Origin of the sequence: Veillonella faecalis, assembly GCF_024677885.1 — a bacterium.
Taxonomy (GTDB): domain Bacteria; phylum Bacillota; class Negativicutes; order Veillonellales; family Veillonellaceae; genus Veillonella; species Veillonella nakazawae.
Genome location: NZ_JALBWL010000001.1, coordinates 770,453 through 784,346 on the forward strand (window position 1 = coordinate 770,453; position 13,894 = coordinate 784,346).

Annotated in this window: 12 protein-coding genes; 1 reads left to right on the forward strand and 11 read right to left on the reverse strand. The window is 37.6% G+C overall.

All coding sequences use genetic code 11. The features are described from left to right. Window positions 1-14 precede the first annotated feature (14 nt). The 10 genes from scfB to MOQ65_RS03675 all read right to left on the reverse strand — a co-directional run bounded on the left by scfB (window position 15) and on the right by MOQ65_RS03675 (window position 9,574). Window positions 15-1,424 carry a thioether cross-link-forming SCIFF peptide maturase gene (gene scfB / locus MOQ65_RS03630; RefSeq protein WP_257846674.1) on the reverse strand — a complete coding sequence of 470 codons (1,410 nt, stop codon included), beginning with the start codon at window positions 1,422-1,424 and terminating at the stop codon, window positions 15-17. 166 nt (window positions 1,425-1,590) lie between these two features. Further along, on the reverse strand, window positions 1,591-1,734 hold the full coding sequence (gene scfA / locus MOQ65_RS03635) for a six-cysteine ranthipeptide SCIFF (RefSeq protein ID WP_004693318.1): 144 nt from the start codon (window positions 1,732-1,734) through the stop codon (window positions 1,591-1,593). 67 nt (window positions 1,735-1,801) lie between these two features. Beyond that, window positions 1,802-2,593 carry an ECF transporter S component gene (locus tag MOQ65_RS03640; protein WP_257846675.1) on the reverse strand — a complete coding sequence of 264 codons (792 nt, stop codon included), beginning with the start codon at window positions 2,591-2,593 and terminating at the stop codon, window positions 1,802-1,804. A gap of 49 nt (window positions 2,594-2,642) precedes the next feature. After that, on the reverse strand, window positions 2,643-3,485 hold the full coding sequence (locus MOQ65_RS03645; RefSeq protein WP_257846676.1) for a hypothetical protein: 843 nt from the start codon (window positions 3,483-3,485) through the stop codon (window positions 2,643-2,645). Beyond that, window positions 3,478-3,882, reverse strand: a complete 405-nt coding sequence (locus MOQ65_RS03650; RefSeq protein ID WP_257846677.1) for a hypothetical protein — start codon at window positions 3,880-3,882, stop codon at window positions 3,478-3,480. Before MOQ65_RS03650 ends, MOQ65_RS03645 begins: the two co-directional genes overlap by 8 nt. A 115-nt stretch (window positions 3,883-3,997) precedes the next feature. Beyond that, the gene (locus MOQ65_RS03655) at window positions 3,998-6,136 is read right to left on the reverse strand and encodes a heavy metal translocating P-type ATPase (RefSeq protein ID WP_257846678.1); all 2,139 of its coding nucleotides are present in this window, start codon (window positions 6,134-6,136) and stop codon (window positions 3,998-4,000) included. A gap of 16 nt (window positions 6,137-6,152) precedes the next feature. Continuing rightward, window positions 6,153-6,413, reverse strand: a complete 261-nt coding sequence (locus MOQ65_RS03660) for a DUF6110 family protein (RefSeq protein WP_005376730.1) — start codon at window positions 6,411-6,413, stop codon at window positions 6,153-6,155. A 107-nt stretch (window positions 6,414-6,520) separates the two neighbouring features. Continuing rightward, complete coding sequence (locus tag MOQ65_RS03665; RefSeq protein ID WP_257846679.1) at window positions 6,521-6,727, reverse strand: FeoB-associated Cys-rich membrane protein; 207 nt, start codon at window positions 6,725-6,727, stop codon at window positions 6,521-6,523. Window positions 6,728-6,958: 231 nt separating this feature from the next. Continuing rightward, complete coding sequence (gene feoB, locus MOQ65_RS03670; protein WP_257846680.1) at window positions 6,959-9,331, reverse strand: ferrous iron transport protein B; 2,373 nt, start codon at window positions 9,329-9,331, stop codon at window positions 6,959-6,961. Between the two features lie 9 nt (window positions 9,332-9,340). Further along, a complete protein-coding gene (locus MOQ65_RS03675; protein WP_129822846.1) occupies window positions 9,341-9,574 on the reverse strand; it encodes a FeoA family protein in 234 nt (77 codons plus the stop codon). Between the two features lie 544 nt (window positions 9,575-10,118). Between MOQ65_RS03675 and MOQ65_RS03680 the strand changes: the two genes are divergently transcribed. Further along, a complete protein-coding gene (locus MOQ65_RS03680; protein ID WP_257846681.1) occupies window positions 10,119-11,417 on the forward strand; it encodes a DEAD/DEAH box helicase in 1,299 nt (432 codons plus the stop codon). A gap of 38 nt (window positions 11,418-11,455) precedes the next feature. Here the strand turns inward: MOQ65_RS03680 and MOQ65_RS03685 are convergent, their stop codons facing one another. Further along, on the reverse strand, window positions 11,456-13,765 hold the full coding sequence (locus MOQ65_RS03685) for a DNA topoisomerase 3 (protein WP_257846682.1): 2,310 nt from the start codon (window positions 13,763-13,765) through the stop codon (window positions 11,456-11,458). Window positions 13,766-13,894: the final 129 nt, after the last annotated feature.

Genomic DNA, 13,894 nt, shown 5'->3' on the forward strand with positions numbered 1-13,894 from the left:
AGAATTAATGGCTATTAACCTAATGCTACAGGAATACTGCCATCAATGCCAGCTTGTTCTAGCTCGGCTTGAATCATAATAGCGCATTCAATACGTTTCTTTTGTAAGCGGCAGCCAAATTCATAAGGTGTTTCTAAATCGCCACCTAATGTAATGTTGTTAGCATGACAACCACCAGAACAGAAGAATTTCGCCCAACATTCAGCACAAGTTGGTTTAGAGAATACATGTGTATTACGGAAATCTTTAGGAATTTCTGTATTTTGTAATCCATCATACACATTGCCAAGCACATATCCATCTTTACCTACGAATTGGTGACATGGGTAAATATCACCATTAGGTACGATTGCCATATATTCATGACCTGCTCCACAACCGCGAAGACGCTTTGCCATACATGGGCCGCGATATAAATCCATACGGAAGTGGAAGAAGTTAAACTTCTCGCCCCAACCTTCTAATTGACGTTGTAAATAAATATCTGCTAATTTTTCATATTCTTTTTCAAGAATTGGCCAATCTTCTTCGCGAAGTACATAATCCCCTTCTTCACCTACTACAGGCTCCATGGATAAATGTTCGAAGCCAAGATCAGACATAGCCATAACGTCTTTTGTAAAGTCTAAATTTTTATGTGTATACGTACCACGTACGTAGTATTCAAGGCCATGACGTTGTTTTACAGCATTGATAAGATTTTTAGCAATATATTTATAAGATTCAGCACCACTACCAGCTACAGGGCGCATCGCATTATGTACAGATTCACGACCATCCAAAGATAATACAAGGCTCATCTTATGTTCGTTTACATAGTCGATTTTATCTTGTGTTAAGAGCATGCCGTTTGTAGTCAATGTAAGCTTGAAAATCTTATTGTGCTTTTCTTGAATGGATTCAATATATTCAACTGTTTGTTTAACAACATCCCAGTTCAATAAAGGTTCTCCACCAAAGAAGTCTATTTCACAATGTTGACGAGGGCCGCTCATTTTAATGAGGAAGTCCACTGCACGCTTCGCCACATCAAAACTCATTAATTCACGTTTTACACCGCCGTAATCACCTTGGCTGGCAAAACAGTATTTACATGCTAAATTACAATCATGAGCAATATTTAAGCATAATGCCTTAACAATAGGTTTTTCACCTACTACAAGTTTAAACTCTCTACTCATCGGAGCAAACAATTGCTCTGCTTTAATGAGCTCATCTAACTCATCCATAATCTCATCAAGTTCTACGGCATCTTCCTTAGCATCTAATGCAACATGTACTGCATCGCGATTAGTGCCATCATATATGTCAAGAACTCTATCAATGAGTTCGTCGATAACGTGAATAATACCACTATTAACATCTAAGCAGTAATAGTTATCCTTCATCCGAAACTTATGGATCATTGGTTTTAATTCTAACATGGTACCTCCAATTATTATGTATGGTAAAAGTTCTACTATATAGAACTTTCTAGATAATTGTACCACATTTCCACGCTAAACGTTATGAAAAGAGTCATAAAGATATACCATACAAAGTATGTATTATACACATAAATAAAAAAGGCCCGCTAAGCGAGCCTCTTTATTATTTTTGTTTGCAAACTTGGTTACCAACTGTGCAGCTTGTTTTGCAAGCGGATTGGCAAGATGTTTGACATTCCCCACAACCGCCAGTTTTAGCAGTTTTTTGCAAGGATTCAGTGTTGATAGTACGAATACGTTTAGCCATGGTTATCCTCCTCAATACTTATCGAATGATATTTATTTTATCATATTTATGAAAAGCCTGTAAAATACTATTTAGTTATGTTTTCGTCTACAGATTTGATTTTATTAACTTCTGTAGTTTTATTTGCATCCGCTCCTACTGTTGTTGCATCGTTTGTAACAGCATCAGTTTTTTCTTTCTTAGGAGTATCCTTACGCAATACCTTACGTAATGCCAATGCAACTGGAGTAACGATAACAGCTGCAAAAACAGCTTCTGGAATACCATGCGTAACAGATAAGAATACAATAGAGCCTAATACTTGATCTGGGCTTAGGTTCATTTTAATAGCAAACATATCTGCGTAAAGCAAGAAAATAAGTCCCATAACCATAATTGTATGGAATACAGTCCCCATAAATGCAGATACAAGAATGCGTGGACCTTGAGGTGCTTTCCACAATAATAAGTATACTAAATATGCTAATACAGGGAAAAGTATACGTGGTAACACAGAAATGATTGGATTAATAAATAGAGGGGATAAAATATTAGGTGCAGTAATATTTTGCCACAAGCTATAGCAACCAAAGATAAATCCTACAAAGGCGCCTACCTTAGGGCCCTCTACAATAGCACCAATAAGTGTGGGTACATGTAAAGTTGTCACATTAAGAGGCCCCAATGGAATAATCCCATATCCAGATACACCTAATGCGATTGTGATCCCCGCCAACAAACCAATAATGGTAAGCTCACGAATAGTAATACCACTCTTTTTCTCTTTTTTAACCTTTTTACGTTCAACGGGGCTAGTCGTTTCATTGCCTGGGATTGATACAGTTGAGTTATCATCCACTAGACGTTCATTGTTGTTCATAGATCCTCCTTCGTTCTCATTCCTTACGGATATAAGTCGAAACTAGAAATTAAATACGTTCACGGCGTCGTGAAATAATACCACGCTCTACCAATGCACCTATAATCACTGCTACACCTGTCATACCAGCTTCTAACAAAGTTGGGGTAACAAACACTAGTGGATTACCTTGATACGTTGGAAAAACGGTGGGAACTAAAGATAAAACAAATTCTGGAATATAACCACCATATAAAATATGGGCATTCATAGCGAGCCATAAACCAGCAGTTAAAACAATGCGAAATAATCGTATACCTTTATAGGCTATTTCTCTTGGGTATAAATAGAATACGAATACCAATAAGGATATAAGTAATGACACCAATTCTGCAAAGAGTATATTCACATTCATAGATGACGCATACATGAAATAAACCATTGGATCTTGTAGATCAATATAGAGAAGTGAACCAATATATAAGAATGGAATTGGAATAGTATATCCAATTATATCGAGTGCTTCATCTACCATTCCCCATCGATGATTTCGATTGAAAAACTTAGTAGCTAACAATCCACAAAGTTCAATAAGTACTTGAACAATAAAATACACCACGAAGAGAAGCAACGCTGTTACAATTCCACTATCTGCAGTAAAGCTAAAGGGCGTATGAAGAAATGAAAATACAGTCCACCAAGCCCAACTATACGTATGATAGCCCATACCCAATGGTAGATCGTCATTAAATTTAGCATTCTTAAGTCTTCGTACCATAAGAGGTATTACGAGGGACAACACGGGGAATACTAAGATTGGTAAAGCTAGCGCTCCACTCAAGGAAAGAACTGTCGTTACAGCACTTACAAATAATGCACAGACAACGGTAAACAACCAGAAATTCTTATTCATTACGGCCTCCTACTAAACGAGTAAGACCATATGCAAAAATCAGGCTAATAGTAACACCAATATACATAGCTACTAAAAAAGCTACATCTCGACCAACTGTTGGCCAGCTCCATAACATGGATAAATCTACACCAAGAAAAATACCTTTATAGCTAATACCGTGGATTATAATCCAACTTACAACATAAGCAATACGGCTAATCGATTTACCACCGTCAAAGGTACTACTTTTAAACGATAAATATGCCCAAGGCATTATTAACGATAAGAGCAAATACCATACAAGTGCTACTGTTGCACTCGATCCATTATGAATCATATACGCAATAATAGGAATTACTACGATAAATATATTCAAGTAGATGGATCTTTTACAAATATCTATTAATGTGTTCATAAAGATCTCCTATGATATGTAATCTCTTTGTATTTTACAATAATCATAGATAAATGTCATCAAAAAAGAAAAACCTCCATACAGGTAAATGAATACCTTATATGGAGGCTTCTAATTAAGCTACTACAGAGTCAGATGTTACATCAATTGTAGGAACAGTTTCCTTTGGTTCTTCTTTTTTCAACAATGGAGTCATGCTTTCTAAGCCGATACCCAATGTGAATAGATTATGCAACCATGCTGTTTGGCTTGGCGGCATAATACCGAGTACACCACCACCTACAAGAGCACCATTGAAACCAACGATACCATTGTAATTTGCTTTGATACGTTTCATCAATGCCATAGAAATGCGGCGTAAATCTACAAGAGCTTGTAGATGGTCGGAAGAAATAGTAACATTTGCAATTTTTTGAGCAATTGGAGCGCCTTCATTCATAGCGATACCAACATGTGCTTCAGAAATTGCTGGGGAATCGTTAATACCATCCCCTACCATCATAACAGTATAGCCTTCAGCTTTTGCTTGTTTTACATAAGCCGCTTTATCTTCTGGCAATACTTCAGCATGCAATTCATCGATGCCGAGTTCGTCAGCTACACGTTGTGCATTACGTTTGGAGTCGCCAGTCATCATGACAACCTTTTTAATACCCAAAGTGTGTAAATCAGCTATAACTTGTTTTGCTTCCTCACGAACAGGGTCTTTAATACAAATAACCGCTGCTAGTGTACCTCCAATAGCGAGGTAAATATGGGAAGATGAATTTGGTAAATTATTGAACTTTTCTTGTTCATCTGCAGGAATTTTTGTCTTTTCATCATCAAAGATGTAGTGAGCACTACCAATGCGTACACGGTAGCGACCGACTTTAGATGCAATACCATGAGCTACAACGTATTCTACATCGGAGTGCATTTCCTTGTGAGGCAAGTCATGATCCTTAGCAGCGCGTACAATTGCTTTTGCCATGGAATGAGGGAAATGTTCCTCAATACATGCAGCCAATTTTAACATTTCATCTGCATCATGACCATTAAATGGAATGATTTGTTCAAACTCAGGTTCTGCTTTTGTAAGAGTACCTGTTTTATCGAACACAATCATATCTGCTTGTGCAATTTGTTCTAAGAATTTACCACCTTTAACAGTGATACCGCGTTTAGATGCTTCTTGCATAGCGGAAAGTACTGCTAATGGAATGGATAATTTAAGAGCACAAGAGAAGTCAACCATTACGAAAGACAATGCTTTCATTACATTACGAGTCAACAAGTATGTTAAACCAGCACCAATAAAGCTTATTGGAACTAATTTATCAGCCATGCGGTATGCTTGTTGTTCCATACCAGATTTCATTTGTTCAGACTCTTCAATGAGGTTAACGATTTTTTCGTAACGAGATGTTTTGGATGTGCTACGTACTTCTACAATAGCTTTACCGTCTTCAACAACAGTACCTGCATATACAGAACTGTCTTGATCGCGACGAACCGCTTCTGGTTCACCAGTCATGGAGCTTTCATTAACAAGAACAACACCATCGATAACGACGCCATCCAATGGAATCACTTCGCCTTGGCGAATAATGATTTTATCACCTGCCACAACTTCGTTAACTGGCTTGCTCACTTCAATGTCATCAACTAAAACCCATACTTTATCTACATTCAAAGACATGCTTTGAGCAAGATTCAATACAGATTTACGGTGAGTCCATTCTTCTAAGATATCACCAATACCTAATAGGTACATAACAGCGCCAGCTGTAGGGTAATCTTTTTGAAGTAAAGCAGCACCAATAGCTACACCATCAAGTACTTCGACAGTTAACTTACGTTGCCACAATGTTTTAATCGCTTTACCGATAAATTTAATACCATCAAACCAAGCCCATGCAGCTGCAATAGGCGCAGGCAACACTGCTTTTTTACCTAAGTAAAGTGCAGTACGGTTGATCATCATTTCACGGTATTTTTTATTTACCAAGCGAGGAGAATATTCGTTTAAAGCAGGAGCTTCAGACAAATCTAAATCGCGTAGAGCTAACACTGCATCACGCACAGAGTCAGAATCGCCATTATGTTTAATGGCGATTTGACTGCTACGAGTGAAGAAGGTTACATCTACAATTGCATCATTAAGGAGCAATGTATCCTCTACATAAGCTGCTTCAGCTTCTGTAAAGCGATGGCCAGTTACCTTAACATGCAAGCGATTTCTGAGTTTTCGTACAACAGAAAATTGTAACATATGTGCAATCCTCTAATTATTTGTTTTCTTCAAAGATTTCTTCGTTGCGTGCTTCGTTGATTTCTTGAGCTTCTGCCAATACATCAGATGCGGATGCTTGTACTTTTTCAGCTGTTTCTAATACAGTTTCTTTAGCGCGAAGACCAGCTGCTACGATACCAGCATATACTTTTTTAGCGTCTTTGGAAGTTAAAACTTTAAGACCTACAGTACCCAATGCAAGACCTGCTGCGAATAAGTTAGCGTTTTTAAGATTGTTTTGGTTGAAGTTGAACATGATAATATCCCTTTCTACTAATAAATATATAAAAAATTTACTTACTATATTTGAAAAGAGGAGCCCATTATAGAGACCCCTCATTCAAATTCAGAATTCGTATTAGCTTACTTAGCAGTACGTTTAATGCCTAGTGCTTTATTGGAACCATCACAGCTGCAGTTACCACCGCAACCAGAAGATTTTTTAGAGCCAGACTTGGAGCCACCGCCACCACAGCCGCAGCCACCTTTACCAGACATTTGTTTGTAAAATTTATTACCGATATAAGCTAATGCTAATACAACTATGAGTCCTATAACAAGATTATCCATTATTATGCCTCTTTCTCAATATCTACTAAATTATAATATGTGTATTAGTGATAAACAAGATAAAAGCAATATCTAAAGGATATTTCCCTTTTCTCATTATCATTTAACCACGAATATTGATAATTATCAAGTATTATTTTTAAATTACTTATAACAAAATCGCAATTTTTAAATTCATTTTTGTTTAAAGAATCTAAAAGTGGCTAAACTCTCCTATTTAGCGATTTTAGATTAGAAACCTAATGCGCGACCTATGTTATAGAAGATGAAACATGCAATCCAAGCAAATGTATTTTCATAGAAGAACATGAAAGCAACCCATTTCCAGGAACCTGTTTCACGTTTGATAACAGCTAATGTTGCCAAACAAGGTGGGTAAATTAAGATAAACAACATCATTGTCAAACCAATTAATGGTGTAAAGTGAGAGTCGTTTTGTAGGTAATCAGTCAACGGTGCTGGATTTTGATCATCACCACCAACAGCATAGACAGTACCTAACGTTGAGATAACAACCTCTTTAGCCGCCAAACCAGCTACTAATGATAGACCCATTTTCCAATCAAAGCCCAATGGTTCTAGCACTGGGTTGATAGCTTTACCAAAGGATGCTGCATAGGATTGTTCAATTTTTTCTGCAGCTTGTTCTTTATCAAGTTTATCATTTTCAGCATCTAAATTAGCACTGTTTTTATACATTGCCCATGCTGCTGGGAACAAGTCTTTATTTTCATCTTTAATATCATTGAATAATTCAGGTGCTTCAGAATCATCCTCTACTGCTACTTCAGGTTCATCTTCTCCTGCTTGCTTAGCAGCATCAGTAGCATCTTGTACAGTAGATTTCATATCTTCAACAATTTTATCAACTGCATCTTTTTGGTCATCTGTAGCAATACCGAATTGAGCTAATGTAGCTGCATCTTTTACTTCATACTCTTGAGCAACTTGTTCTTTCATTGCATCATAGTCTTTAGAGTATTCTACATCCATTGGGTACGCAGTAAGGAACCAAATCAAGATAGATGCAGCCATGATGAATGTACCAGCTTTAATGATGTACAATTTAGCACGTTCGTACATGTGCATCCAAGTAGCTTTCAATGTAGGTAAATGATATGGAGGTAGTTCCATTACAAATGGTTCAGCTTCACCTGCAAATAAGAACTTACGGAAGATCTTTGCAAAGATAATACCGAAAATAATGCCCAAGAAATATACAGAAAATACAACAAATGTACTATCCCAACCATTTGGGAAAAATGCATTTGCAAATAAGATATATACCGGTAAACGAGCAGAACAGCTCATGAATGGTGTAATCAAGATTGTAACCATTCGATCCTTATAGTTATCAAGGATACGAGCGCCCATTACAGATGGTACGGAACAACCGAAACCTAAAAGCAACGGAATAAAGGATTTACCATGCAAACCACAAGCGCGCATTACACGGTCAATAACGAAGGCTGCACGAGCCATGTAACCAGTATCTTCCAAGAAAGAAATGCCAAGGAAGAGTAATAAAATTAATGGTAAGAATGAAAGTACCGCACCTACGCCGGCAATAATACCATCAGATACGAGTGACTGTAATTGGCCCTCTGGAATAGTCTGAACCGCATAAGCTTGTAATGCAGCGAAACCATCCTCGATCCAACCTTGAGGAATACCACCAACGAAGTTAACGAACGCAAACAATAAGTACATAACAACCATGAAGATTGGTAAGCCCCAAATTCGATGCGTTAAGATTTTGTCATAACGGTCAGAGCGTGTTTCCAATTGAGTTGGCGCTTGTGTTAAACATGTATTATATACTTCTACTGCAAAGCGGTGACGATATTCTTGGAAGACAATATCAAGATCAACTTGATCCTTAATTTCTTCACGAATAGCTTCAGCCTTTTGAATAACAGCTTCCGTATTATCAAAGCGCATAACTTTGCCAATAACGTCAGCATCTTTTTCTAACAACTTAACAGCAATCCAACGAAGTGGATATGTAACAGTGCCCGCTTGTTTTAGCAATTCTACAAGCTCACTAATTTTGCCTTCTAACAAATCACCATAGTTAATTGTTACACCAGGAGCTTTTTGAGAAGCAGCTACACTAATTGTTGCTTCTAACAAGTCTTTTGTACCAATGTTTGTACGACCTACTGTGCTAACAATTGTAGCCCCTGTCATTTCTGCCATTTTTTTTAGGTCGTATTTGATGCCCATTTCTTCAGCAACGTCAGCCATGTTTAGAGCAATAACCATTGGCTTTTCAAGTTCCAATAATTGTGCAGCTAAATATAAGTTACGTTCCAAGTTAGATGCATCAAGAACATTAACAATAACATCTGGGTTATCATTTACGATAACATTACGCGCTACTAACTCATCCAAGGAACGTGCTGTTAAGCTATATGTACCTGGTAAGTCAATAAACAATAACTCATGGCCATCAAATTTCGTATGGCCTTCCTTTTTTTCTACTGTAACGCCGGCATAGTTACCAACGTGTTGCTTCGCCCCTGTGATATTGTTAAACATTGTAGTTTTACCACAGTTAGGGTTACCTGCTAAGGCAATGCGAATTTGCCCATTTTCTGCCATGTGAACCTCCTATTGAACATCTACATCAATCATGCCAGCTTCGCTTGTACGAAGTGCTAATTCAAAGTTTTTTACTTTGACTTCCACCGGATCCCCTAAAGGGGCAAACTTCATAACATGGATTTTTGTACCATTAACAAGACCCATGTCAATTAGACGATGCTTAACATTGCCACTGCCATGTAGTGCAACAATAAGACCAGACTCACCTGGTTTCATGTCTTTTAACTTTTTGATAGCCATACGACACCTCCTAATTATTGTACCTAACAACCTCATATTAAACACACCAAATAATAATGCGTATTAATATCTTAAATTATTATATCAAACTTATTAGGAATTTCAACAATTATTATCATTTTTGTGGTATTTTTATATCTCATATATATATTTTTTTCTCATATTAAATATGAGAATTATTTTATCATTAATCAAAATAAACCTTATAGGGTATAGATTTTTATGAACCAACACAAATCATAATTGCCCCCACCAAATAAGAAGCACTACTACGATTATCAATATTATTAATTTAATCATTCTCAATTAAATATTAAAATTTTATTTAAACATGAATACTTTAATGTTTTTTATTCTCATAAATATACATGCATTTCGTTATTTTTCAATATATTATCATTTAAATAGACCAACATACACATTCTTTATGGCAACCTAATTTCCCATCTAATAATAATCGCTATAAATAACAATTCATTTTATTTGCCCCTACTATATGCATAAGGTATAATTAATATAATATGTATTATAGAAAGGACGATCCATGAAATCTTTTAAATCTTTAGGCGTTTGTGATGAACTCATTCAAGCCCTTCAAAAACAAGGTATCAAGGAGCCCACTCCAATTCAAGAACAAGCCATTCCTATAGTTTTCAAAGGGAATGATGTCATAGCAAAAGCTCAAACAGGTACAGGCAAAACATTAGCCTTCTTATTACCTATTCTTCAACGGGTTCACACAGATGTGCATCAAGAACAAGTACTTATCATTGCACCTACGCGAGAACTAGTAAAACAAATTTCTGACGAAGCAAAAGAAATAGGTACCATTTTAAATGTGGACATCCTCCCTCTTATCGGTGGCAAAACGATTGAAGCACAGCTACAACAATTAGGACGTCGCCCTCAAGTTATCTTAGGTACGCCTGGCCGTCTATTAGATCATGCTAAGCGTGGTTCACTTCACCTAGATTGTATTCGTCGTGTCGTACTCGATGAAGCCGATCAAATGCTCCACATGGGGTTCTTACCGGATATTGAAAACCTCATCAGCCAAACAGATGCTAATAGACAACTTTTACTATTCTCTGCAACAATCCCAGATAAGATTAGAAACCTTGCAAAAGCATATATGTCTAAACCTGCTTCTGTAACAGCTGAGGGTAAGCATGTTACATTAGAATCTATTGATCAACGTGTATACATGATGAATCCAGAGGAAAAAACAGAACGCCTCATCAAAATGATTGAAGAAGACAATCCATTCTTGGCTATTGTTTTCTGTAATAAACGTGAAGGCGCAGTTCGCTTATCCTATGAGTTAACTGCTGCAGGCCTAAATATTGCTGAAATGCATGGCGATTTAACACAAGGTCGCCGCACTCAAATATTGCGCGATTTTGCAAAAGCTAAGACACAAATCTTAGTAGCCACAGATATTGCAGCTCGCGGTATCGATATTGAAGGCATTACACATGTTTATAACTACGACGTACCACGCGACGTAGATTACTATATCCATCGTATTGGCCGTACTGGTCGTGCGGGCAATTCCGGTGTAGCTGTTACATTTGCCACACCACAGGATGAATCTTGGCTACGACGTATTGAGCGCGCCATCCAGGCAACGCTTACTAAATACACTAAAGATGGACAAATTAAGACTAAAGGTAATGCAAGTACTGCGCCAAAACGTGCAAAATCTTCTGGCAAACCTAAGATTACAAGTTCCTATCAATCTACAAAGGCTAAAGCTCATAAAGCTCGTGGCCACAAAGGTGCTAATACACGCCAACGCCGCACTTCTACGTCTCAAACTGGACGTCGTGGTAAACGCAGATAAAACTAAAGACGCGTACAGATTACTCTGTACGCGTCTTTTTATTTGTTCGCATAAATACTTGGCGTGCCATTTACATCAGAACATTGTGTCTTACATTGAGATCGATTACTGCAAACCCAGTTAATGCGGCCTCTCGCCTCTTGTTTAACAAAATAGCCTTCTTTACATCGTGGACATTTATATTGTTTATCTTCTTCAGCTACAGTGATATTACTTTCACCATTTGAAACATCACCCTCAACTGGTTGTGTATGTTTACAAGCAGGATAATTAGTACAGCCTAAAAAAGCACCATATTTACCATTACGCGGTTGCATTCGCCCCTTATTACACTTAGGACAGACTGGCAAAGAAGTTAAATCTACATCAGTATTATCCATTGGGCGCTTCCGGTTTTGATTTGTTATAGTACGAACTACATTGGGCATCATTTGACCAGAATTTACCTGTTTAGCAAAGCCTAGTTTATCAATCAAATGCTTCAAAAACTTAATCTGATCAGATAAGAAAGAATCTAATGTATCCTCTCCTTCACTCATGAGCGACAATCGTTCTTCCCAAACAGCAGTTTCATCAGGATATAACAATTCATCAGGCAACGCATCTACCAAAAGATAGCCTGTTTCCGTAGGTGATAGAACTTGCTTCTTACCAGATGTTTTCATAAAGCCACGACTGATAAGTTCGTCAATAATATTGGCACGAGTCGCCTCTGTACCAATACCAGATACAGCCTTTAATTGCTTTTTCAAGTCTTCATTTTTTACAAACTTGTGAATTTCCTTCATCGCTTGTAACAACGTAGACGGTGTAAAGCGAGAAGGCGGCTTAGTTTGCTTCGCCTCTACAGAGGAATCCGTGTAAAGGACAGAATCATTTTTCTTAACCGCAGGCAAATAATCTGTTTCTTCAATAGCCTCTTTTTTAGAGTCTGTTTCTGCACCACGTTCATCAGTTAAATCAGGTTCATCATTATCTGTCACAGATTTAGACTTTTGTCGTTTATAAAGTAATTTCCATCCTTCGTCTATAACTACACGGCCATTGGCAACAAACTCTTCTTTGCATTGCTCCACGACGATTTTAGTTTGCTCATAAATATGTTCGCCATAAAACTGAGCAATATAGGCCTGACTAATGAGGAAGTAAATATTGCGTTCCTCACGGGACAAACTATTTATATTACAAGCTACGGTCGTAGGAATTATAGCATGATGGGCTGTAATCTTCTTTTCATTCCAAGCGCGGCTCTTAATGGAGCGGTCTGCATCAGTAGCCCACTGTGCTAGTCTTTCATCTCCTGCATTCTGTAAATTATTGAGAATTGCATTGCGGTCACCATATTGATTTGGTGGTAAATATTCACAATCAGAACGAGGGTATGTAGCCAATTTCTTTTCATATAGTTTCTGTGCTGTATCAAGTACAGTTTGCGGATCATAGGAAAAAGCTTTACCAGCTAATACCTGCAAAGATGATAGAGACAATGGTAAACGCTGTACATCTTTCTTTTTAGATTTTGTAACAGCTTTAATAACTCCATCTGCCCCCGCCTGTAAGCGCTCTACTAATTCATCGGCTATGGCTTTATTAATAAGACGTCCATCTGGGTCAAGCCCCTTTTGTTCGTCTGTAGGCTGCCACGTAGCCCAGAATACACCATTTGGATGATTATATAAAACCTTTAATGTAAAATAATCGACCGGTTTAAATGCCGCTAGTTCTCGCTCTCTGCGCACAACAAGGGCTAATGTTGGAGTCTTAACACGACCGATAGGTAATGTTACTTTATTACCTTTATAACGTTCAGACAATGTATAGGCACGAGATAAATTCATGCCAATAAGCCAGTCTGCACGTGCTCTAGCCAATGCAGATTGATATAGATTGTGAAAGTCTTTATTATCCCGTAGATCATTTAATGCGGCACGAACAGATTTTTCGTCCAATGCATTTAGCAAGATACGTTGTACAGGTTTTGTATTTCCTACATAATATAATACTTCATCAACCAACAATTGACCTTCCCTGTCCGGGTCACCTGCGTTGACGATAATGTCCGCTTTACCGATTAATTCTTTTACAGTCTCAAACTGTTGACGACTACTATCCGTAACGAGTAATTTCCACTCATCAGGCACAATAGGTAAATCTTGAGGGCGCCAGCGGATATATTTATCATCGTAATCACCAGGTTCTGCTTGATGTAATACGTGCCCTACAACCCAAGTCACCACATCATCACCTTGGATAAAATAGCCATTCCGTTTTTGGATATTCTTGTTTTCTGGCAAGCATTTACTAATTTCGCGAGCCATGGATGGCTTTTCCGCAATAAATAACCTCATGGTCCCCCTCCTTAACATAAAATAACGGCTATTCCCCAAGCCGCTCTTTGAAATCTCATTATACTACAATTTAGTGGTCATAACTACCAAAATCATGTATAATTTTAAAGATATGAATGGTGTGAAGAT